Origin of the sequence: Peribacillus sp. NPDC006672 (assembly GCF_050274955.1) — a bacterium.
GTDB lineage: Bacteria > Bacillota > Bacilli > Bacillales > DSM-1321 > Peribacillus.
The window spans coordinates 1-21,896 of sequence record NZ_JBNNOR010000006.1 but is presented as its reverse complement, the minus strand read 5'-3'; the positions used below and the strand labels follow the sequence as shown (position 1 = coordinate 21,896).

Annotated in this window: 18 protein-coding genes and 2 pseudogenes; 13 read left to right on the top strand and 7 right to left on the bottom strand. The window is 38.0% G+C overall.

The annotated features are described in order from the left end of the window. The first annotated feature begins 120 nt into the window (after positions 1-120). Positions 121-1,209: an undecaprenyldiphospho-muramoylpentapeptide beta-N-acetylglucosaminyltransferase gene (locus ACQKKK_RS11140; protein ID WP_427616245.1), complete on the top strand. Its 1,089-nt coding sequence runs from the start codon at positions 121-123 to the stop codon at positions 1,207-1,209. 52 nt (positions 1,210-1,261) lie between these two features. Next, the gene (locus tag ACQKKK_RS11135; RefSeq protein WP_427616244.1) at positions 1,262-1,411 is read left to right on the top strand and encodes a DUF2639 domain-containing protein; all 150 of its coding nucleotides are present in this window, start codon (positions 1,262-1,264) and stop codon (positions 1,409-1,411) included. Positions 1,412-1,444: 33 nt separating this feature from the next. Here the strand turns inward: ACQKKK_RS11135 and ACQKKK_RS11130 are convergent, their stop codons facing one another. The 4 genes from ACQKKK_RS11130 to ACQKKK_RS11115 form a co-directional block, all read right to left on the bottom strand. Further along, positions 1,445-2,128 (bottom strand): LrgB family protein, encoded by a 684-nt coding sequence (locus tag ACQKKK_RS11130; RefSeq protein ID WP_427616243.1) that lies wholly within the window; start codon positions 2,126-2,128, stop codon positions 1,445-1,447. Then, positions 2,103-2,495: a CidA/LrgA family protein gene (locus ACQKKK_RS11125; RefSeq protein WP_427616242.1), complete on the bottom strand. Its 393-nt coding sequence runs from the start codon at positions 2,493-2,495 to the stop codon at positions 2,103-2,105. The genes ACQKKK_RS11130 and ACQKKK_RS11125 overlap by 26 nt, the downstream gene beginning before the upstream one ends. A 206-nt stretch (positions 2,496-2,701) precedes the next feature. Further along, complete coding sequence (locus ACQKKK_RS11120) at positions 2,702-3,256, bottom strand: GNAT family N-acetyltransferase (protein ID WP_427616241.1); 555 nt, start codon at positions 3,254-3,256, stop codon at positions 2,702-2,704. 352 nt (positions 3,257-3,608) lie between these two features. After that, positions 3,609-4,388, bottom strand: a complete 780-nt coding sequence (locus ACQKKK_RS11115; RefSeq protein ID WP_427616495.1) for an undecaprenyl-diphosphate phosphatase — start codon at positions 4,386-4,388, stop codon at positions 3,609-3,611. A gap of 225 nt (positions 4,389-4,613) precedes the next feature. Here ACQKKK_RS11115 and ACQKKK_RS11110 point away from each other — a divergent pair, with 225 nt between their 5' ends. The 5 genes from ACQKKK_RS11110 (at position 4,614) to dapF (ending at position 9,258) form a co-directional block, all read left to right on the top strand. Continuing rightward, positions 4,614-4,934 (top strand): DUF4870 domain-containing protein, encoded by a 321-nt coding sequence (locus ACQKKK_RS11110; RefSeq protein WP_427616240.1) that lies wholly within the window; start codon positions 4,614-4,616, stop codon positions 4,932-4,934. 238 nt (positions 4,935-5,172) lie between these two features. Beyond that, positions 5,173-5,967 carry a hypothetical protein gene (locus ACQKKK_RS11105; RefSeq protein ID WP_427616239.1) on the top strand — a complete coding sequence of 265 codons (795 nt, stop codon included), beginning with the start codon at positions 5,173-5,175 and terminating at the stop codon, positions 5,965-5,967. Between the two features lie 89 nt (positions 5,968-6,056). After that, positions 6,057-6,629, top strand: a complete 573-nt coding sequence (locus tag ACQKKK_RS11100) for a beta-class carbonic anhydrase (RefSeq protein ID WP_427616238.1) — start codon at positions 6,057-6,059, stop codon at positions 6,627-6,629. A gap of 156 nt (positions 6,630-6,785) precedes the next feature. Continuing rightward, positions 6,786-8,087 carry an NCS2 family permease gene (locus ACQKKK_RS11095; RefSeq protein WP_427616237.1) on the top strand — a complete coding sequence of 434 codons (1,302 nt, stop codon included), beginning with the start codon at positions 6,786-6,788 and terminating at the stop codon, positions 8,085-8,087. A 184-nt stretch (positions 8,088-8,271) separates the two neighbouring features. Beyond that, a complete protein-coding gene (gene dapF / locus ACQKKK_RS11090; RefSeq protein WP_427616236.1) occupies positions 8,272-9,258 on the top strand; it encodes a diaminopimelate epimerase in 987 nt (328 codons plus the stop codon). Positions 9,259-9,305: 47 nt separating this feature from the next. On the opposite strand, the gene ACQKKK_RS11085 is transcribed toward dapF, so the two are convergent. Beyond that, the gene (locus ACQKKK_RS11085) at positions 9,306-9,533 is read right to left on the bottom strand and encodes an IS3 family transposase (RefSeq protein ID WP_427616235.1); all 228 of its coding nucleotides are present in this window, start codon (positions 9,531-9,533) and stop codon (positions 9,306-9,308) included. Positions 9,534-9,535: 2 nt separating this feature from the next. Further along, the gene (gene ligD, locus ACQKKK_RS11080; RefSeq protein ID WP_427616234.1) at positions 9,536-11,380 is read right to left on the bottom strand and encodes a DNA ligase D; all 1,845 of its coding nucleotides are present in this window, start codon (positions 11,378-11,380) and stop codon (positions 9,536-9,538) included. A 149-nt stretch (positions 11,381-11,529) separates the two neighbouring features. Here ligD and ACQKKK_RS11075 point away from each other — a divergent pair, with 149 nt between their 5' ends. The 5 genes and pseudogenes from ACQKKK_RS11075 (at position 11,530) to ACQKKK_RS11055 (ending at position 15,846) form a co-directional block, all read left to right on the top strand. After that, positions 11,530-12,372: a Ku protein gene (locus tag ACQKKK_RS11075; protein ID WP_427616233.1), complete on the top strand. Its 843-nt coding sequence runs from the start codon at positions 11,530-11,532 to the stop codon at positions 12,370-12,372. A gap of 495 nt (positions 12,373-12,867) precedes the next feature. Beyond that, entirely contained in the window at positions 12,868-13,518 is a 651-nt protein-coding gene (locus tag ACQKKK_RS11070; RefSeq protein WP_427616232.1) for an MOSC domain-containing protein, read from the top strand. A gap of 392 nt (positions 13,519-13,910) precedes the next feature. Next, complete coding sequence (locus ACQKKK_RS11065) at positions 13,911-14,633, top strand: 4'-phosphopantetheinyl transferase family protein (protein WP_427616231.1); 723 nt, start codon at positions 13,911-13,913, stop codon at positions 14,631-14,633. 179 nt (positions 14,634-14,812) lie between these two features. Next, positions 14,813-15,001: a hypothetical protein gene (locus ACQKKK_RS11060; protein ID WP_427616230.1), complete on the top strand. Its 189-nt coding sequence runs from the start codon at positions 14,813-14,815 to the stop codon at positions 14,999-15,001. A gap of 144 nt (positions 15,002-15,145) precedes the next feature. Beyond that, positions 15,146-15,846 (top strand): annotated as a pseudogene (locus ACQKKK_RS11055) (IS6 family transposase). Between the two features lie 417 nt (positions 15,847-16,263). Here the strand turns inward: ACQKKK_RS11055 and ACQKKK_RS11050 are convergent. Continuing rightward, positions 16,264-16,973: pseudogene (locus tag ACQKKK_RS11050) on the bottom strand (IS5 family transposase). 508 nt (positions 16,974-17,481) lie between these two features. On the opposite strand from ACQKKK_RS11050, the gene ACQKKK_RS11045 reads away from it, so the two are divergent. Continuing rightward, positions 17,482-21,896, top strand: a 4,415-nt coding sequence (locus ACQKKK_RS11045) for an AMP-binding protein (RefSeq protein ID WP_427616229.1), incomplete at its 3' end; no start/stop codon positions are given.

Here is a 21,896-nt window from a genome sequence, read left to right as displayed (position 1 = left end):
AGGAAAAATAATCGATAATTACATTCATCATGGGATTTTACGCACTTAATGCTTTTTCAAGCTATTAATGGCATGGATATATGGTAATATGGATGCAAAGTGATTTTTTAAGTTTGGAAGGTGGAAATATTGACTAAGAAAATAGTATTTACCGGAGGCGGTTCTGCCGGTCATGTATCTGTTAATGCAGCAATCATCCCGGAATTTTTAGAGCATGATTGGGATGTTACTTATATTGGTTCAAAAAAAGGCATTGAAAAAAATATCATCGAAAAGGAATTTCCTGAGGTCCGTTATGAAACGATTTCAGTCGGGAAATTCCGACGTTATCTTTCTGTTGAAAATATGAAAGACCCTTTCCGGGTCATAAAAGGGATTTTTGATGCACGAAAAATCTTAAAAAAGACCAAGCCGGATTTCATTTTCTCTAAAGGTGGATTCGTATCCGTTCCAGTCGTTTTGGCAGGCAGGATGCTGAGAATTCCGATTGCAATCCATGAATCGGATTATACACCTGGACTGGCCAATAAAATTGCCATGCCACTTGCATCGAAGATTTTCACTACCTTCCAGGAAACGGAAAAAGGTCTTCCGAAAGAGAAGGCGATGTATCTAGGAGCAGTATTGCGCGATGGGATTTTTACGGGAAACCCTTCCGCCGGAAAGGCGTTTTGTGGATTCACGAATAACAAACCGGTTTTACTCGTTATGGGCGGCAGCCTTGGAGCTGTAAAAATTAATAACTTGATTACAGATAACCTTGATGCCCTACTAAAGGATTACCAGATTATTCACATTTGTGGCAAGGGAAATGTGAAAAACGAATTGAAACAAAGGGGATATGCCCCATTTGAATTCGTACATGAAGAATTATTTGATCTATTGGCTGCTGCTGATGTCGTCGTATCAAGGGCAGGTTCAAATTCAATATTTGAATTCCTTGGTTTGCAAAAGCCTATGTTGCTTATCCCTCTAAGTGCCAATGCATCCCGTGGAGATCAAATCTTGAATGCTTCAAGCTTTGAAAAACAGGGGTTTTGTAAAGTCATTCAAGAAGAGGAGCTAAATGAGGGGATTTTTAATGCTACATTAGCGGATTTAGTGAATCAATCGGAAGGTTATCAGGAGAAAATGCGTCAAAAACGCCCATTCAAAACGGCAGCGGAAATGTATGAATTATTACTTGAAGTAATGGCTGCAAAAAAATAAGTATCAATCCCCTCTTTAAAGCATATCTTTTTCGAACAGAGGAGGGGGTAGAATGGCTTATGAATATTCCAAAGGATGGTTCATTCAGCAATTAAAAGCCGCAGGGATTAGGTATCATCCAATTGAGAAAAAAAAGTTGGAGCTGTATAAAACATATATTCTGAGACGTATATATGACGACCTGCAAAAGGATAAATCATAAAAGAACCGCAACGTCATTGACGTTGCGGTTCTTTTATAGGAAATTACTTATAAACGGAAAGAAACAGGAAATGAGGATACCTGCAATAGCCATTGCCGCACCTGCGACTGCCCCGGTAAACTCACTTTCCTGAGCAGCTTGAGCCGTTCCAAGGCCATGAGCGATTGTACCATAGGCAATACCACGCGCAAAGGGCATTGTAATGTTTAATTTATCCATCATTTTTGGAGCGATCATCGTACCCAGCACCCCAGTCAAAATGACGAATGCTGCTGAAATATTAGAATTACCACCATAAAGTTCCGTGATTTCTACTGCAATTGGCACTGTAATTGATTTAACCGCCAATCCCTGGAGTATATATTGCGGAAGAGAAAATGCTTTAGCAATGGTGAAGGCAATGATTAATGTGACCATAAGACCAAAAATCATGCCGCTGATTGCCGGCATTGCATATTTAACGATTATCTTCCTATTTTTATAAAGTGGTACAGCCAAAGCAACGGTAGCTGGTCCCAAGAAATAGGTGATGATGTCTTTTCCCGGTGAATAGTCATCAAAGTCCAAACCGCTTATCAGCAGTACGAGAATAATTGTAACCGTACTGAAAAATACGGGCGTCGTGAAAGGTGATGGATGTTTAGCATATATTTTCCTTCCTATGAAATAGGAAAGGATGGTTATCAAGATGCTATATGTTGTGATGAGCGCTGTCATGCCGCTTAACCTCTCCTCTATTGGATAACTTTTGAACAGTCCAAGCCGAAACGATGAATCCAAATATCAGGCTGACTCCCAATGTAAGTGCCAATGGTAAACCAAATTCAATGAAAAGCCATCCCATGGTCATTAAACTGATTGAAATTGGAATGAAGAAAAAGGCTAGGTGCTTTACCAAGAATCCTGAAGTAAGTTCAATCCACTCGACTTTTATAACCTTCATCTGTAATAAACTGAATAACAGAATCATGCCGATGACGTTGCCTGGAATAGGTAAATGAAGTAAAGTGGCTAAATAATAGCCGACCTTGCAAATGATGAGCAGCATGAAAAGCTGCACGATAAAAGCAAATGTTTTTTTCATGATTAGGTCCTTTCAATGACGCTTTGAATATATTTTTGAATGGGTCAATTGTATTCATTATAAAAAAATATCCCTGAAATGAATAGGGAATTGCAGCAATCTTTCCTAAACATCTTGTGAAAATAGAAAAAAGAGCTTTCCAATATTGGAAGCTCCTGACCATTATATGAAAAGATAAACAAAGCCATCTTAAAATGTTTTCCGTTTTATGCTTCAAGTAACTGCTGTTCGTCATCATCATGCTGTCTAAGGATATGAAAGGTGTATAAATCTTTCGGGATTTCATACAAATCGAAGATATCTCCTTCATGATTGATTTGATCATAAAGGGACTTTCTTGTTTCGTTGGCATTTACAGAATAGGGAAGCTTTTCCGCGGCTTTAATCGAGCGGATATTTTTTTTGCGAATACGCATGAATACCGTTTCCAAACCGAGCTCGAAAAAAAGCTCTTTAAAGAAAGCGTCCTTTGCAATGGCATTATACCCTTTTCCGTGAAATGGCTTGCCAAGCCATGTGCCTAAGAAACCTGCACCATTTTCAATATCGTATAAAGAAATACAACCGATGGGATTTTCCCATTCATCCAAGATTGTTCGTGAAATGAGTTCCCCGGCATCTTCGGCCTCGATCGTTTGCTTAGTAATGAAAACATATTCTTCATATGAATCTACTTTATGGCGCACGAAAGGGAAGACATCTGGATGCGTCATTTGTTCATAAAGAGAAAAACAATCTGTGAAATCTCTCTTTTTTAACATTTCCGTCCCTCCGTTTGAGGGCAGTTCTTATGCGTAGTCGCTGCCCACCCTCGAAATTTTTTAAGTCGTTCATCAAAAAATTTCGGGGTGGGAATCGAACCCACTAGAACCGGAAACCGGTGGCGCACCATTTGCCTTCCCTATTTTTATTGTCAGAAATTATACAAATCAAAAGACCCTTACGAAGGTATAATACTAAAAAAAAAACGGTTTGGGAATAGGTTTTTTGCCTTTTTTTTTCGTCAAATTTCAACTTTTTTATGAAGGGTGAAAATTGAAGGCAAACGCTTGCTTTTTTACATGAAAAACTGATTTCTTCGCCCGATTTTTTAGGGTAACTTGATGCCCTCCTTTAAAACTTCCCTGTGAATTGCATGAATAAAATGATTACTCCGAGGGCCCATACATAAATGGAGAATATTTTCAGTGAACGCTTTTTTAAGAAATCGATCATCCATACTACAGCAATATAACCAAAGATTGCTGCGGCTAGGGTACCAACGAAAAGCGCAGTGACTGGAAGCCGTTCAACTTCTCCTGTAAATATAGGTTTCATCTGAAATACAATGCCCCCCGTAATGGCAGGAATTGAAAGCAAGAAGGAAAAATAAGCTGCGGTGGCCCTATCCAGCCTGCAGAAGAGCCCAGCGGCTATCGTTAGGCCGGAACGCGAAAGAGCAGGCATGATGGCAGCAGCTTGGAAAGTACCGATGATCAGGGCATCTTTAATGGAAATTTCATTAATTGACTTGCCACCTTTTCTTACACCGTCCGCTACCCATAAAATCAGCCCGGTCGCTAAAAATTCCCAGCCAATGGTCACCCCTGTTTTTGAAAGGCCATCAAACCAATCCCCGAGTAAAATGCCGGCAATCACTGCAGGGATCGTCCCCGCAATGAGAAGCAGAGTCATTTTGGAGAAAGGGTTTTTCAAAACTGAAATAATGTCATTCTTGTAGACGACCAATAATGCCAGCAATGTACCGATATGGAGCATGGTGTCAAGAAAAATGCCGGCCTCGTCAAGATGGAATATATGCCGTCCTAAATATAAATGTCCAGTACTTGAAATAGGTAAAAACTCAGTCAAGCCTTGAATGATTCCAAGGATGAAGGCTTGAAATTCGTTCAGCAAAAAAACATCACTCCATTCTAGAAAAGATGGACAATCCATTATTTAATCTGTATGCACAAGACGGGAGAACATGTTCGGATTTTTCGTCAAATGTATTGCCAATGGGGTTTCATGAAGAAAAGGCAGTCCATTTTACTTTTTTCGAATATAATGAAAGGAGAATGAAACTATTTTTCATTTGATTCGTAATTATTAATATGAGAGAGGAGGAGAAGACACACTATGCCTACTAAAGATGAAAAAGTGTTTGCTGCCCTTATTTATGTAATCAGCTTTTTTACAGCATTTATCGGTCCTTTAGTGATTTGGTTATTGAAAAAGGACTCTTCACAATTTGTGGATTATCATGGAAGGGAATATATGAATTTTTTCATTTCCTACACTGTATATACAATAGTTGCAGGGATACTTACGATAGTATTGATTGGATTCTTGCTATTGCCGGTTATCGGGATAGCTTTAGTCGTATTCACCATCATTGCTGCTGTCAGGGCTTATGAAGGAACGGATTACAGGTTCCCCTTAATTTTTAGGATATTATAGAATGAGGTAAAAGGATTCCGTTCAATTCGGGGTCCTTTTTTCATCTGAAATGAACCATGTTGGGAATTGCTCATGATTAAAAAAGGGAATAGATCACATTAAAGCGAATAAAGTATTATGATATTTACTTCAATGCACTTTAAGGGAAGTGGGTGCCCAGGCGGCTTGTGGTACACCTATTCATTGGTGCCATTAAGGAGGCAAACTTTCTTGTAAGGGGTGAGGAGCAAAGCAGAATATGAATATACGCGAATATTATCAAAAAACGAGCAATTCAAATTTTAATGCCTCTTGGATATCTCTTGTTTTGGCCGTTGTATTTTTCATTTGCCATATTTTTTCGATGATACCTGGCAATATACTATTGATAACGTTTCCTTTTATTTTATTTAGTATTGCCCAATTTATCAGTCACAGGATATATGAAAGTAGAATTAAGGAATTGCCTGGTGAACTCATCGGAGTGAATGCCGGTTTATTAAAAAATGAACATGTTTTATTGGCTTTCATGCCAGCACCGACATTGCGGTTACTTCTCTTTGCGCCTGATGGATCTTTAATGGGTGAGATACGTGATTTGAACATGAAGTGGTTCATGTGGATGATTCCCAATTTCTTATCGATGCTCTTGGCCAAGCGATATGAACTGGTGGACCATAGGGGGAGTTTACTAGCTAAGTACCATATCAAAAGAGGGCTTTTCAATAAAATGACGATCATGGATGATCAGGGAGGCCTTATTGGATCGTATCAAGAAAATCGGTCATTCGTGAAGATTAATGGGATGATATATAAGGAAGACGGTACAGAATGGATGCCCATTCAAACGCCGGGAAGTGTAAATTCCTTTGAGATTAACACAAAAGATGGGGAAAGGATCGTTTCATACCAAGAAGGATGGATGCCTTTGGAGTGGGGGAAACGATTCAAGACAAATACCCCCATACTTTCTTTTTCATCCAATGTTGATGAAATTCCAAAAATAATCGTTTTTGGTTTCTGTGCCGCCACTCTAAATCATCGTTCAAATTGACTATGTTAACCCTTTAGCAAATCTTTTAGTTATTTGATATAATTATAGAGAGCTACATAGATTGATTACATAACAAAAAGGTGGTAAATATGAGTTTACTTAATGAGATTCTTGATTTTAATGAACAGTTTGTAGAAAACGGTGAATATGTTAAGTACAGAACTGATAAGTACCCTGAGAAACGTATGGTCGTCATTAGCTGTATGGACACTCGGCTTGTTGAACTATTGCCAAAATCCTTGAATGTCAAAAATGGCGATGTCAAAATCCTGAAGACTGCCGGGGCAATCGTCTCACATCCATTTGGAAGTGTCATGCGGAGTATCCTTGTTGCCGTTTATGAGCTAAAGGCAGACGAAGTATTGGTCATTCCTCACCATGACTGCGGGATGGCGTCAGTCGATGCAGATTCTGTAGTAGGGAAGATGCTCGAACGTGATATTCCACAGAGCACCATAGATACCCTTGGAGCTTCAGGAATAGATATTCGCAGTTGGCTTCGCGGATTTGATGATGTTTATGAAAGTTGTAAGAAAAGTGTGGAAGTGATTAAAGGGCACCCTTTGATCCCTAAAAATATTCCTGTACATGGTCTTATCATTTCACCTGATACAGGGAAGCTGGAATTGGTAGTCGACGGGTATGCGGAAGGACAAAAATAATAAATTCATCGAGGCTGTCGGGATTATTTCCGGCAGTTTTTTTCAAATTTTAAGCAATACTATTTATTTTTAGCCTTTTTTTTGTTAAAATCGCCAAGTGTAGTTTGTCACTAATACAAACGGGTGGGCGAGGGACAAATTTAATAAGGATACAACATGAAGAAATTAAACTTGGAAACGTTTTTTCATTTTTCAGACTATGGAACGAATGGAAAACGTGAAATCCTTGCTGGAGTCGTCGGCTATTTTACGATCGTCTATATACTCATCGTGAATTCCCTGATTTTATCGGAAGCGGGCATACCGGTGAATGGTGCAGTGATTGCCACGATTCTTTTATCTGCTTTAAGCTGTGTCATGATAGGGATTTGGGCGAATGTCCCAATCCTCCTCGTTCCAGGAATGGGCGTAAATGCCCTTTTTGCTTATACCATGGTTCAAGGGATGGGTCTATCTTGGCAATCGGCACTTGGTGCTGTGTTTATCTCAGGGGTCATTTTTGTAATCATTGCTTTTACAAAATACTCTAAGTTAATCAGTGATTCAATTCCAAGTTCGATAAAAGAAGCCATATCTGTTGGTCTTGGCCTATTCTTGATGCTAATCGGTCTTGAAAAGGGCGGGATAATCACGGGAGGTTCATCATCTATCGTCGCATTGGGAGATTTAAGCGATCCAGCAGTGTGCGCAACGGTGTTGACCTTTTTATTGGCAATCACGTTATTCATCAAGAATGTCCCCGGTAACTTCATGATTACCATCCTGGCAGGTAGCCTTATTGCCTATTGGTTCGGGACGGTTCAACTATCGGAAATCCATTTTTCAGGCATGGACACAGCTTCCTACGGTGATCTATTCTTTTCATTATCGTTCATGGAAGCGGACCGGATTGAATTCTGGATAAGTGTATTTGCGATGACGATGGTACTTGTTTTTGAAAATATTGGTCTTGTACACGGACATGTAGACAGTATCAACCGCCAGGACGCCTATAAAAAGTCGCTGCAGGCGACAAGTGTTTCCGTTTTATTTTCAGGTATATTCGGATCGAGTCCTACGGTTGCCACAGTTGAAACCGCAGCTGGAATCGCATCTGGAGGCAGAACTGGTTTTACTTCAGTGGTGACGGGTTTGCTATTCATTCTATCATTGCTGTTTATACCAGTGATTAAAGTGATCCCTGATAGCGCCATTGCCCCCATTTTAATTATTATTGGCATTTTGATGCTCGGAAACATTAAAAAGCTGGATTTCAGCGATTTAACCGAGAGTATACCTGCAATCATGATCATTACGATCATTCCATTCACTTACAGTATCGCGGATGGAATGGCATTCGGTTTCATTCTGTATCCGTTCTTGAAGCTTGTTACCGGAAAAGCGAAAGAAGTGTCAGCCCCGATGTATGTGAGTGCTGGAATGTTTATCGTCTATTTCATCATCAGTATGTTCGGTTAATATTATGGAAGAGCGGTTGGAATGAGTTATCTCTTATTCCAACCGCTCTTTTTATTGTATATTTTTGACGGAAAAAATGGATTTATTGTGAATTACTCGATGACACATCCATTCTGAAAATGCTATGATATAGAATATTAAAAAAATGATAAATGACTAGCAGCATATTAGAGGATGTGACAGGATGATTATTGAAGGTTTAAAAAGCCATGGTTCAGGTAATGATTTCTTAATAATTGATGAATTGACTACGGCCTTGACGTTTACTGAAGAAGAGAGAAAAAATTTCGCGAAGGCCCTATGCAATAGGGAAAAGCTTGGAGCGGACGGTATTTTATTTGTAATGGAGAGTGAACAGGCTGATTGCCGGATGCGTGTCTTTAATGCGGATGGATCGGAAGCTTCGATGTGTGGCAATGGCCTTCGCTGTGTTGCGCGTTACGCGAACGACGTTCTAGGGCTCGATAAAATGATTGTGGAAACGATGAAGGCAAATCTACTCGTGGAGAAAACGGAAGATATTTATGAGGGCATCCCGACTTTCAAGGTGGAAATTTCCCCGGTAAGTTTTAATGTAAAAGATCTTCCTCTTGTATTAGAGAAAGAACAATTGCTAAACGAACCAATGCCGGAACTTCATGATACCTTATTATTTTCGGCATTGGCGGTTCCTAATCCACATTTAATCACGCTCGTCGATAGTGACGTTTTGCAAAGTGATTTGCAGGCAGACCTTTCGACAAAGGTCAATCAACCGAATGAGCTTTTCCCTGATGGTGTCAATGTCAGCTTTGTGAAAGAGCTGGAACCAGGGAGCATTTATGTGCGGACATTTGAACGGGGAGTAGGCTTCACTAATGCATGTGGAACGGCGATGTCGGCTTCAAGCCTAGTAACATGCTCTGTTGGATTAAACGCGTTGGAAAGTGAAATATCTGTCTATAATAACGGCGGAAAAGTTAAATGCGTCGTCCATCAAGATGAAGAAAGCCAAAAGTATTCAATAGATTTAATCGGGAATGCAACCTATGAATTCAAGGTGTTGATTGAAATAAACTTAGATCATCCTGAAAAATTCAAAATGCTTGAAAAACAGGTTTTTGAATCGGAAACAAGCTTATATTCCAAGCTGCAGGATGAAGTTCAAAGTTATTTGAAAACGACATTATAAATTGAAAGACCAACAATGAAGTGAACCCAAAAAGTTAGACACTTTATTTAATAAGCAACCTTGAGGGCATGAACCCAGAAATCTACTGGGCTCATGCCTTTTAATTTCACATTGATTCGTCGGTGATTGTGATGCTGGATATAATCTTCCAGTTCTTTTTTGAAATACTTCAATAAGCAAGGACAGCTTTTAATTTCAACTCTAATGAATATTTTGTCATGGAAAATAGCACCTCCAATTGATAGATGGTGTCTAACAATTGGGGTGCAGTTCACAATTAGTTGGTCTTTTTTTGTTTTAGGAACGACAATACTTCCAAAAAGGCTGGGCCATTATCGACAAGTCTGTAATCCATAAATGCACACCCTTCCCTTTTTAATCTGTTTGGTACGGTTTCAATCGTATAGTCCTTTAACTGGAGACTTTCGTCCACTTCCTTCCAAAACAAAGGTGTAGCAACACCCGCGAAAGAATTTCCGCGAGAGGAATAAGGCACAATTATGGTTTTTCCTTCACTATGCTGCACAAAGTCCAAGTATAGTCGATTATGCCGATTTATTTTCATTCTTTCCATTGTAAAATCATTTGGGTTGGAACTTGTTAGGTAGTCGCCGAGAAAGTCGGTGAATATGCGTGTCTCCTGATAAGTAAATCTGTCTTCAGGCAGAGGGATGTGAATTTGCAGTCCTTTGTTACCTGAAGTTTTTACAAAAGCCTTTATCCTTAATGATTCCATCACTTTTTTAATTTCCTGTGCGGCCTTTATCGCCAATGAGAAAAATTCGATGGAAGGAGGGTCTAAGTCCAGGACGATTTCGTCGGGTCTTGTTTTACCCGCTTTCTGAAATGGGGCGTGGAATTCCAATGCAAGTTGATTACCAAACCAAAGAAGCGTTTCAATATCGTTACACAGCATATACTCGATATCCTCATCCATGAACGTTTTAATAAAGGCCGGCGCATAATCAGGTTTGTTTTTCTGGAAAAATCTTTCTTTATCCATAGTGCCATGAGGATAGCGGATTGTCGTAAGCAGTTTATCCTTTAAGAATGGTAAGAAGAAGGATGAAACCTCCCTTAAATAATGGAGGTATTCAACTTTTACCACCTTTTTTCCACCGGTTATCCAAAGCGGTTTATCCTTGGAGGTTATCTGTACAGTATCTGGAAAAGTGTACTGGCCAACCACGAATTTCTCCCAGGTACATTCTTCGGGAGCCATTTGTAAAAGCCATTGTGAAAACTGAGGTTCCCGCAATTCATTTTCCTCATATACGTGTAGGAATTGTACTTCGATGCAAATGGATGGGTGGATATAAAAAAATTGTGCATCTTCATCTGATGCATTTTGCTTGATCAGTTCATGCAATATCCTTTTGTCTTGTCCACTCATTCCATTTTTAACGCTACCGATTTTCGTTACTGCGCCTTCTTTAAAAACTGCGAGGGAAACGTAACCATTTTCTTTGTGCAATGCTGTAATGAAACAAGAAACGGTCTTCCAATTTTTCACCTTGATCCAAGATGCAGTACGTTTTCCTTCTTGCCAAGTACCCCGAACTTCCTTTGCGACAACCCCTTCGCCATCCAATAGGGTGACCATATTCAAGGCATTATCCAGTACGTCAAAACTCTCAATTAATTGTATCAAAGCCTTATCGTTGGGGTCAGGCGGCATAGGAAAACCAAGTACTTCACCCATATTCAGCATGGATCTCTTTCGTTCTTCCATAGGTTTAGCAGCTATGTCCTTTCCGCTGATGCGAAGCAGGTCAAAGGCTATAAACCGGCATGGCGAAAAATGAGCTTTTTCAGAAATTAAGGATTGTTTCCCAAGGCGACCCCGCCACTGTATTTGGAAAAAGTCTGCCTTTGCTTGATTGGTAAGCCAAACCAATTCTCCATCTAACTGCAGTGGGAGATAATCTTCCAGCTCCAGATCTCTAATGTAAGCAATGATTTCTGGGAATAGTGGTGATAATTCCTTCTCGTTTCGACTCGATATGCTTATCGTATCGGAGTCTATCGTTAAAATTGCCCTAAAGCCATCATATTTGACCTCATAACGCCAATCTTTGGAGGTAGGGGCTTCAGGGTAATAGGTTGGCAGCATCGGTTTCATTTAGTATTACCTCCGCAAATGATTGATTAACATTATTTTGCCAAAAAAACGAAGTGTTAGAGTTGGCAATTGTTTTTTCGGTTTTTTTTTTACAAAGGGGAATAATAAAATTGTTCTTCTCTTTAAAAATTAGTTATGAGGTGACGACTATGCATACGATGTGGAAGGGGAGTATATCATTCGGTTTGGTGAACATTCCAATCAAACTTCATGCTGCAACGGAAGATAAGGATATATCTTTAAGGACGTTGCATAAGGAGTGTCATTCACCGATTAAATACGAAAAGGTTTGTCCTGTCTGCCAGAAAGAAGTGGGGAAGGATGATATTGTCCGCGCTTTTGAATATACAAAGGGAAAGTTTGTAGTATTGGAAGACAGTGAATTAGAACAGCTAAAAAAACAAAATGAAGAAAAAGCAGTGGAAATCGTGGATTTCGTTAAAATAGAAGAAATAGATCCCATATATTTTAACCGGAGTTATTACATGTCGCCTAATGATGGAGGGATAAAGGCTTATTCACTTCTGAGACAGGCCCTCAAGGAATCGGATAAGGTAGGGTTAGCTAAAATCATCATTCGCTCAAAAGAACAAATGGCGGTAATTCGAGTCGTTGATAATACCTTAGTGATGGAAACGATCCATTATCCGGATGAAGTTCGCTCCGCAGCGGATGTTCCGAATATCCCTGCAAATGATACCATTGTAAAAAAGGAAATAGATACTGCCGTGTTATTAATAGATCAATTAACGACTACTTTCGATCCGGCAAAATACACCGATGACTATCGAACCGCATTACTTGAATTGATTGAATCGAAGAAAACGGGGCAAACGACGATCACAGCCAAAACAAAAGAGCCAATTTCCAACAATGTAACCGATTTAATGGAGGCTTTACAGGCTTCCATTGACCGAACGAAACATGATGAACCGGAAAAGAAAAAGACGACCCGAAAGAAAGCGGCACCGAAAAAAAAGAAACAAGCATAAAACAGGAAGCTGAGCGGATGACGCATTATGTCGCTTGGCTTCTTGCTCGTGCCTAGGGAAAGACTTTACAAAGAAATGATTCGTTAAAATTACATAAGTAATGCATGTAATAGGTAATTGAATCAAGAATTATGCTTATTGATGGGATTAAAAGAAAATGATGGATGTGAATGAAGGCAAAAAAATTCGCTCCCTAAAGAGCGACAATGAGGAATTCAATCGTGAAAATCAACATATAGGCGAACGGTTGTAGTTTTCGACTATATATTGTGTTCATATTCTACCATATTTAATTCTGAAATAGCAACAAAATTACTAACCTAACCTATGTTTTTTTCTGGAAATCATGATATTTCGTCCGCTTAACGGATCATGGGGGTTTTTGCATGTTCCGATCCGCTATATTCTCATAAAAAACTACAGAATAAAATGGATTTTTAGTATAATTTATACATATGGGATGATATAAATTAAAATATGAATGGAAGATGCAAAATGGAAAATGGAAAAATCAAATCTCTACATGCCGGGAAGCCGAAACAGGAAAATTATTCGAATATCAATATCTTTACAGCCATGGATAAACAAGCACAGGATAATGTGACAGTGACTAAATCAGGGATAATCGGTGATGGGATAGGTAATGTAAAGTTCCATGGAGGTCCTGATCGGGCTTTATGCTTTTACCCCTTTGAGCATTATTCATTATGGAATGAAAAATTCTCTAAAAAGCTGGATATCCCTGCATTCGGTGAAAATTTAACCATTACGGGGATGACGGAAGAAACAACATATATCGGCGATATTTATCAAATAGGCGAAGTGATTGTTCAAATTAACCAGGGGAGGGTACCTTGTTCGACCATTTCCCACTTCAATCAAGAACCTAAGTTTTTGGAACTTGTGCTAAAAACGAGTTTCACTGGTTATTTTGCAAAAGTACTTCAAGAAGGAACGATAAATAAACAAAATGAAATCGTGCTAATAGAACGTTTGCAAGAAAAAATATCAGTTCATTATGCAGCAGAGGTGGTCCTTCATAAACGAGATGGGCTGCAAGGCGCAAATGCTTTACTTAAACTGGATTCGTTAGCTGAAGACTGGAAACAAAGAATATGGAAGAGAGTTCAAGCAGCAAAAATTTGAATGGATTAGGCGTAGGTTTTTCTTTTATTGCATATGGATTAATAAAAAAATTGCTATGGTTATCGATATTATTTTACATATACAACTCTCAGTAACCAGATAAATCGTTACTATGCTAGATGATGAAGAGGGTTATATTCTTTATGGACATAGCATGGAAAGTTTAATTGCCTATGAATTAATTTATAAACTTATTGATAGAGGGTATAAAAAAACACTACACATCATTTTGTCAGGAGGTAAGGCTCCACACAGACGAATCAAGAAAAAGGATTGTCATAAACTCCCTTTAGAAAAAACAAACGGATAAAATATTTGAAAATAAGGAGTTAAGAGATTATTTTATCCCCATTTTAAGGTTGGATATTAAAATTGTGGAGGAATTATGGACTGTGGATATCTATGCTGTAAATATAACAAGTGAGTTAGAAGTAAATTTATACGAAAAATTTTTTTCGTTTGTAGCTGAAGACAAAGCTAGGAGGATTCTCCGATTAATAAATAGAAAAGATAAAATTCGAACCCTGATTGGTGATATTCTTATAAGAAGTGCGGCTTGTGATCACTTACAAATTTCCAATGAGGACATACAATTTGAGTACAATCATTATGGGAAACCTAGATTAAAAGATTGGCATCAATTTCATTTTAATGTTTCACATTCGGGGGATTGGGTTGTTGCAGCAGTAGATGAACGGCCAATCGGAATTGATATTGAGCGGGTGAATTCGATAGATTGCCTAGGAATTGCTGAACGATTTTTTAGTAAAACTGAATATCAATGGTTACGAACTCAAGATCTTGGTAGAAGACTGGATTGCTTTTATAAACTGTGGACCTTAAAAGAAAGTTATCTAAAAATAATTGGAGCTGGGTTGTCGATTCCTTTAGACTCTTTTTCTTTTATCATTAAAAAGAATGACGATATACACATTGATGTAGGAATCGACAAACGTGAAGATAAGTACTTAAGACTATTTTCAATTGATAATAATCATATAATGTCTATTTGTTCTGAAAATGATCCTGCTACTAGTAGAATCGTATTTAGAAATTATGGTGAATTGTATAATAAAATCATCCGTGTAGCTAAAGTGGAAGGACCAGCTTATTAAAACAATATCATGGAATTTTAATCGAATTCCAGCAACCAGACTTATTAAAAATAGGACAAAAATCATAATAATAGAAAAGCTACTGACGTTCCGTGAGATTTCCGGCGTTTTGTAATTTTGGTAGTGAAGAGATAAAGCTGGATCCTTGAATGAAGCTATGAAAGCAGCTGATCGATTTCTTGCTATCTAAAGACGGACAGCAGGTTTTGGCAGACTGGTACCATATTCCAATCAATCCTGATGTTGAGTCCAAAACTCTACTTACATTAAAAAGTGTTAAGTCACATGCGGTTGATTTAGACATTGATTGGGTGAATGAAAACTACGATCGTGTAAGGAAAGAATGGAATAGGAAAATCAATAATTAAAGGTGGCTCTTGTGGGCTAAGTTAAAGTTGATCAACTTAAGATAGATTTTGCGGTTCTGGTGCAAAAATTTCAAGACAAGTGCAAATAATCTCTAAATCTTGGACATACTGATCCTATGACTCTAAAAAAGGTGCGTGATCAGTATGGAAAAGCAAAATTTATTCAAGTGGAAACATTATCAGCCTGACATTATTTTGTTAACAGTGAGATGGTAACTGCGGTACAATTTGAGCTTTCGTAATTTAGTGGAGATGATGGAAGAACGTGGTCTATCGATAGCCCACACAACGATTATGCGCTGGGTTTATCAATATGGAGCGGAATTAGATGAAAGAGTAAGACGTCACCTTAAGCCAACAAATGACTCGTGGAGAGTGGATGGGACATATATTAAAGTAAAAGGGAAATGGATGTACCTATATCGTGCTGCTGATTCAAATGGAGATACCATTGATTTTCACCTCAGTAAAACAAGGAATCACAAGGCTGCAAAGCGTTTCTTCAAGAAAGCGTTGCGGCCTTTTCGTGTTTTTAAACCTCGTGGCATGACCGTAGATAAGAATCCGGCCTATCCTATAGCAATTGAACAGTTGAAAAAAGAGAAAAGTATACCTGATGGTATGCAACTTAAACAACAGAAGTATTTGAATAACATAGTGGAGCAAGATCATGGCTTTATAAAGAAGCGTATTCGTTCTATGTTAGGGTTGAAATCTTTTCGTGAGCCACTTTTATACTGAGTGGCATAGAACGTAGGAGTAAAAAGATGCAGGTTCATCAAGGGGGGAGTCTGCTCCAAAATGAAGTGGAATTCATACATAGACTGTTCGGGATAACCGCCTAAGGGGTTATCTAAAAGTAGACCAACGACTTTTTTCTATTTGTCTTGGTATTGCACCCGAACCTTTGGAAGTAGCTCAAAGTGTTTATCTTTAGAGAATATCCCTCAGTTAATTATTTTGGTTTCCACTTGGGGGAAACTGGCAACGGGAGGGAGGGCTAACGAAGAAAATATTTTTTACTTTCTCGCACATGAGGGGGGTACTTGAGTGTTGACTTTTACCGATAAATTAAACACTTTTAATTTGTATCATTTACTAACAAATTTCTTTTTTTTGGGCGTTTGACCTATCTAAAGATATTTTAAAAATGATTAAATGTATCTAAAAATATTGAACTTATTGTCAATTTATACTATAATTAGTAGATAAATGGAATAAAAAAAGGGAGATTATTCTACTAGGGAGTGTCTGAAAATGCATTACTGAGTCAATTTAAAAATGGCAGCCACGTACATCACATACGACAAAAATGGCTTCGCTAGCTTGTCGTAACGAGTAGCCGCGGCGAAAATGTTTGATTTTATTGAAAAAGCATTCAAATAAGTGGCGTTTTTTGTACAAATACCAATCCACTTTCCATGAATGTCGACTATTCGCTTTAGGTGGAATGGTATAGGATGCCTGTTTGGCCGTAATCCAATTCCGAATAGTTTCGGAACCATATGTTTTATCACCAAGAATATGGCTTCCCGTAATATCAATTTTCTGAAGTAAATCTATTGCTGGAACGGAATCATAGACTTGCAACCGTCAGAAGAAAAGCGAGGGGATTTCCTAATCCATCGACTAAAGTATGGAGTTTGGCAGCACGACTGATGCGATATGTTGATTTACTTCGTGTCCTCCTGCGTTTTTTAGCACCAGCACTGTGTTGATGGGCTTTAACCGATGTAGAATCAATGCTCAAGTTTTCCAAATCAGGTTCTACGTTAAGCCTTTGGAAAATGGCGACAAGCAATTCCGTATCTCTCCATTTGCAGAAACGACTGTAGACCGTTTTCCATGAACCGTAACGTTCTTCTGGTAGATCATGCCAAGCAACACCACTTCGAGCGATCCAAAGAATCGCATTGAACATGGTGCGATTATTTAATTTTGATGGACGTCCTGTTTTATAGGAAGGAAACATATCCTTAATTTGTTCCCATTGTTCATCGCTTATGGATCTAGTCCCAGATCAGCTACTAGTGCCGCATCCTTAGAAATTGGTAGGGTATTCTTCACATAACCCTGCAGTATTGTTGTTAATTTTACTAACACTTTTTTCTTCCTTTGATCATTTTGTAAAGTTTCTTATAATTTTCTTCGTTGTAGTCTTCTCAAATTCCCCTTCTCACTAGATGTTTTTTCTCTAGTTTCAAGGATTGAAGGGGAGTTTGATGTGGAAGTTTCAGAAAGAGCGATTTAGTGAATTGGTAGTGGTGCAATAATAATTGCTAATAACAGGCGAAAAGGGGAGAGAGAATTTACACAAAATATTTTACGCCTTAATAAGATACTATCTTGTGAAACTTGTGGAACTTTATACATAATTCTCAACAAAAATTTTAATATTAAAGATGCAAGGTCAATGCGTTTCATCAATTGTAATAAAAATAATATCATAGCATAAAACTTACTATTATGGAGGTAAAAAAATGGAATTTTCTGCAAAATCAGTATTAGAGGATGAAGTTAGTATAACACTAGATAAATTACTTGGACATTATTCTAATGAAAAATCAAGGGGAGTTTACTTTACTCAATCCGATGGCTCTGAATTGTTTGAGTCTTATGAAGATCTTTATTTTAATGCCAAATGCATCTTAGGGGCACTACAAAAGCAGGGATTTCAGAAGGGCTCTTATATTATCTTTCAGACAAACAATAATCTATTCTTTATAAGGCTGTTTTGGGGTTGTATTTTAGGAGGAATGATACCCGTTCCTTTGTCTGTGCCGCTACTTGCATCGCCTGATACGGAAGCTTTCAAAAAGTTGGTAAAAGTAAGCGAGCAGTTGTCAAATGCGTGGATAATTTCTGATAAAAGAAATTTAAATATATTTAGAGAAAATTATGAAGCAATTAATTTGAAATATTTAGAGTATGAAACATTAGCATCGAATCTGGAAGAAGGGCAATGCATTACAGTAGATTGTCAGGATATAGCATATATACAATATTCGTCTGGCAGCACAGGTAACCCCAAAGGAGTAAAATTGACACATGAAAATCTAATATATAATTTGGCACAGATAGTAGATCGTATGAAACTAGACAAAAATGATGTCATGGCTAGTTGGTTACCGTTGACACATGATATGGGCTTGATAGGTTATCATTTAACTCCGATATTTGCGGGTATATCTCATTCCCTTCTAAATTCTGGTACATTTTTAAAGAAATCTTGGCTATATCTTCAAAAATGTGCGCAATTAAAAGCAACGGTGCTTGTAAGTCCAAATTTTGGATTAGACTGGATGATGAAGACTGTAAAGGATTCACATTTAGAAAATATTGATTTATCTAGTGTGCGAAACATAATGTGTGGTGCAGAACCAATATCAATGGACACCATTAGACGATTTTATGAAAAATTTTCGTCTTCTGGCTTGCGTGAAAATACGATCCATCAAGTCTATGGTATGGCAGAAGCTTGTTTGGCTGTTACTATTCCTGAAGAAGGACATAATAGAAGTGTATGTATTAACCGTCATAAAGCTCGTATTGGACAAGAAGTGGAAGATTTAGAAACGAAGGAGCCAAATGCAGCAGAGTTTGCCATAGTAGGAGAACCATTATATGAATTAGAAATATTGATTGTAGATGATGAAGACCACATCTTAAGGGAAAATTACATAGGCAATATAGTGATCAAAGGGAAAAATGTATTTGAGGGATATATGAATCATGATAGTTCCCCTTTTAGTGAGCAGGGCTTCTTCCATACAGGAGATTTAGGATTTTTACGCAATGGAGAACTAATTGTAATGGGCAGAAAGAAGGATATTCTGTTTGTAAATGGTCAGAATTATTATGCTAGTGATATAGAAAATATGTTAACATTGGCGATCCCACAATTGTCTCAAGTCGTTGTGTGTGGTGTTCGCAATCAGTCATCTATCAGGGATGAAATTATAGTATTTGTACATAATCGAAAAGATGCCAAGGTATTTTTGCCACTTGCCCATCAAGTGCAGAATATGGTATTAGAACGGATTGGAATAGCTGCAGATTATGTAATTCCAATAAAAACGATACCGAAAACAACAAGTGGAAAGGTGCAACGATTTCTTTTAATAGAGCGATTTGAGAATCATGAGTTTGATGAAGTTATCGCAATAGCTCCATATTCTTATCAGAGTATCAAGGAATCTGCAAAGAAGTCAGCATGGAACAAAACGGAGATTGAAAATCAAATCGTTGAAATTGCAAAAGAAGTATTCTCTATCCCTTCTTTGAAAGTAGACGATACTATTTCTCGGATGGGAGTTAGTTCGTTAACGTTGATTCGTTTCCAGGATGAAATAAATCAACGATTTCAAGTTGAAATTCCTATTGTAAGCCTTTTTAAAATGTCTACGCTAGAACAAATAATTATGATCGTTGATGAACAACTAAAGGTAGAGGATGTCAATACATCTGAATTAACAGGGAATAAAGACATGTGGTATGAGCCGTTTCCGGTAACAGAAATACAAGGAGCCTATTTAGTTGGAAGACAAAATATTATGGAAATGGGCAATATCTCCACACATGCCTATTATGAGTTTGAAACAGCATTAGATATTAAACGCTTAAACGATGCATTGAATCATGTTTTAGAGCGTCAGCTTATGCTACGTACTATTTTTGATGATACAGGAATGCAAAAAGTTCGACGTTCTGCTTCTTCTTATGATATTTGTATTGAAGATTTACAAGACTTGTCTTTAGAGGATCAACAAAAACGTATATTGGAAAAAAGAAATCGCAGGTCACATTTTGTATTCCAACAAGATCATTGGCCATTGTTTGAATTATCTGCATTTATTCTTGGGGAGAAAAGAAATTACCTCTTCCTGGATATTGACTTGTTAATTGCTGATGGAGGCAGTTTATTAATTTTTATACAAGAGATAATGGATTATTATGAGAAACCGAATATGGAGATTAAACCTTTAACATTCCAATTTTCAGATTATGTAAGGGCATTGGAGAGCTTTCGTGAATCTTCCGCCTATCAAAGAGCTCAAGACTATTGGCAAGCTAAAATAGAAGATTTTCCATATGCACCTCAGCTACCATTAGTTTGTGAGCCAGAATCCATAGAGAGACCAATATTTCAGCGAATGGAGAAGAGTCTGACAACTGATAAATGGAATATTGTGAAAGGCTTGGCAACTCAGCATGGTGTAACACCATCCGTATTTTTATGTACAATTTATGCAGAAGTTTTGTGCAAATGGAGCAATCAATCCAGAATGGCACTTAATTTAACATTATTTAATCGACAGTCCTTTCATCCAGACGTAATGAAGTTGATTGGAGATTTTACATCAGTTTTGCTGTTAGATATTGATTTGTCTGTTCATAGTGCTTTTTGGGATAGAGCATCTATGGTTCAAGATATATTATTTGAAGCAGTAGACCACCGTTTTTATAGTGGTGTTGATGTTATACGAAATATTGCAAGTAAAAGAGAAATGACTAGTAAAGCGATTATGCCAATTGTATTTACTAGTATGTTATTCGATAAATCGGAATTTAAAGATACTTTGACAAAATTAGGAGAAAATAAATACGGAATAAGCCAGACCCCTCAAGTGTTTTTAGATTTCCAAGTTACGGAAAGAGACGGACAATTAATTATGACTTGGGATTATGTAAAAGATTTGTTTGATGAAGATATGATAAGTGCCATGTTTGAAACGTATCAACTTCGATTACAGCAAGTTATAGACAATAATCTTTCATCTATGCCGCTACCTTTGACACATTCTAAACTACTGCTTGATTACAATCGTACACAAGGAGATTATGAAGGAGATTTACTGCAAAGATTAATAGACCAGCAATGCCAGAAAACTCCCGATGCGATTGCAGTCAAATTAGGACAGGATACATTGACCTATGGTGAGTTGGCGAGAAAATCCAATCAGGTCGCTCGCTATTTAGCAGAACAAAACTATGCGCACAATTCTTATATTGGAGTTTGGGCAGAGAGACGAATCGAGACCATTGTAAATACGGTGGCTATTTTAAAAGCCGGGCATGCTTATATTCCTGTTAATCCGGAACATCCTGAGGAAAGAATAGAATATATCGTGGAACATAGTGATATCAAGCTCATGATTCATCCGGATTTATATGAAAAAGAGAACCTTTCCACCTATAACGATGGTGCCTTAGAATCGTTAGAAGGCTGCCAGCAGGATAAAGCCTATGCTATCTATACGTCAGGAAGTACTGGACATCCTAAGGGTGTTGTGATCACCCATGAAGCAGTAGTGAATACATTATTAGATATTAATGAGAAATTCCAAGTAGGTAGCGAAGATAAAATCATAGCCCTATCATCGATGAGCTTTGATTTATCCGTCTATGATATTTTTGGAGCACTCATTAGTGGAGCCCAGTTAGTATTAATTCCAGATCTCTTAGATGTGGCCAGCATTCATCAGATCATGATCGAAGAAGAAATCACGATATGGAATTCGGTTCCGGCAATTATGGATATGTATCTGGAAGGCACAAAACAAGATACAGTGCAGAGATCTGCAGCAGAGCGCTTACGTATTGTGTTGCTAAGTGGAGACTGGATTTCTCTTGGTTTACCAGAGAAAATCAAAACAAGAATGCCAAAAGCACAAGTCATCGGGTTAGGTGGAGCAACGGAAGGCTCTATATGGTCCATATATTTCCCAATCACAGAAGTGAAGCCAGAGTGGAAAAGCATTCCTTATGGCTATCCGTTGAAAAATCAACAAATTTACGTACTGGATGAATGTGGAGAAGAATGCCCGGTAGGCGTTCCAGGAGAACTGCATATTGGTGGAAAAGGAGTCGCCGTAGGTTATCTCAATGAAGAAGA

Coding starts and splice junctions, on each gene's coding strand:
- ACQKKK_RS11135 (WP_427616244.1), top strand. CDS start 1,262: ATGGCTTATGAATATTCCAAAGGATGGTTCATTCAGCAATTAAAAGCC.
- ACQKKK_RS11130 (WP_427616243.1), bottom strand. CDS start 2,128: ATGACAGCGCTCATCACAACATATAGCATCTTGATAACCATCCTTTCC.
- ACQKKK_RS11125 (WP_427616242.1), bottom strand. CDS start 2,495: ATGAAAAAAACATTTGCTTTTATCGTGCAGCTTTTCATGCTGCTCATC.
- ACQKKK_RS11120 (WP_427616241.1), bottom strand. CDS start 3,256: ATGTTAAAAAAGAGAGATTTCACAGATTGTTTTTCTCTTTATGAACAA.
- ACQKKK_RS11110 (WP_427616240.1), top strand. CDS start 4,614: ATGCCTACTAAAGATGAAAAAGTGTTTGCTGCCCTTATTTATGTAATC.
- ACQKKK_RS11105 (WP_427616239.1), top strand. CDS start 5,173: ATGAATATACGCGAATATTATCAAAAAACGAGCAATTCAAATTTTAAT.
- ACQKKK_RS11100 (WP_427616238.1), top strand. CDS start 6,057: ATGAGTTTACTTAATGAGATTCTTGATTTTAATGAACAGTTTGTAGAA.
- ACQKKK_RS11095 (WP_427616237.1), top strand. CDS start 6,786: ATGAAGAAATTAAACTTGGAAACGTTTTTTCATTTTTCAGACTATGGA.
- dapF (WP_427616236.1), top strand. CDS start 8,272: ATGATTATTGAAGGTTTAAAAAGCCATGGTTCAGGTAATGATTTCTTA.
- ligD (WP_427616234.1), bottom strand. CDS start 11,380: ATGAAACCGATGCTGCCAACCTATTACCCTGAAGCCCCTACCTCCAAA.
- ACQKKK_RS11075 (WP_427616233.1), top strand. CDS start 11,530: ATGCATACGATGTGGAAGGGGAGTATATCATTCGGTTTGGTGAACATT.
- ACQKKK_RS11070 (WP_427616232.1), top strand. CDS start 12,868: ATGGAAAATGGAAAAATCAAATCTCTACATGCCGGGAAGCCGAAACAG.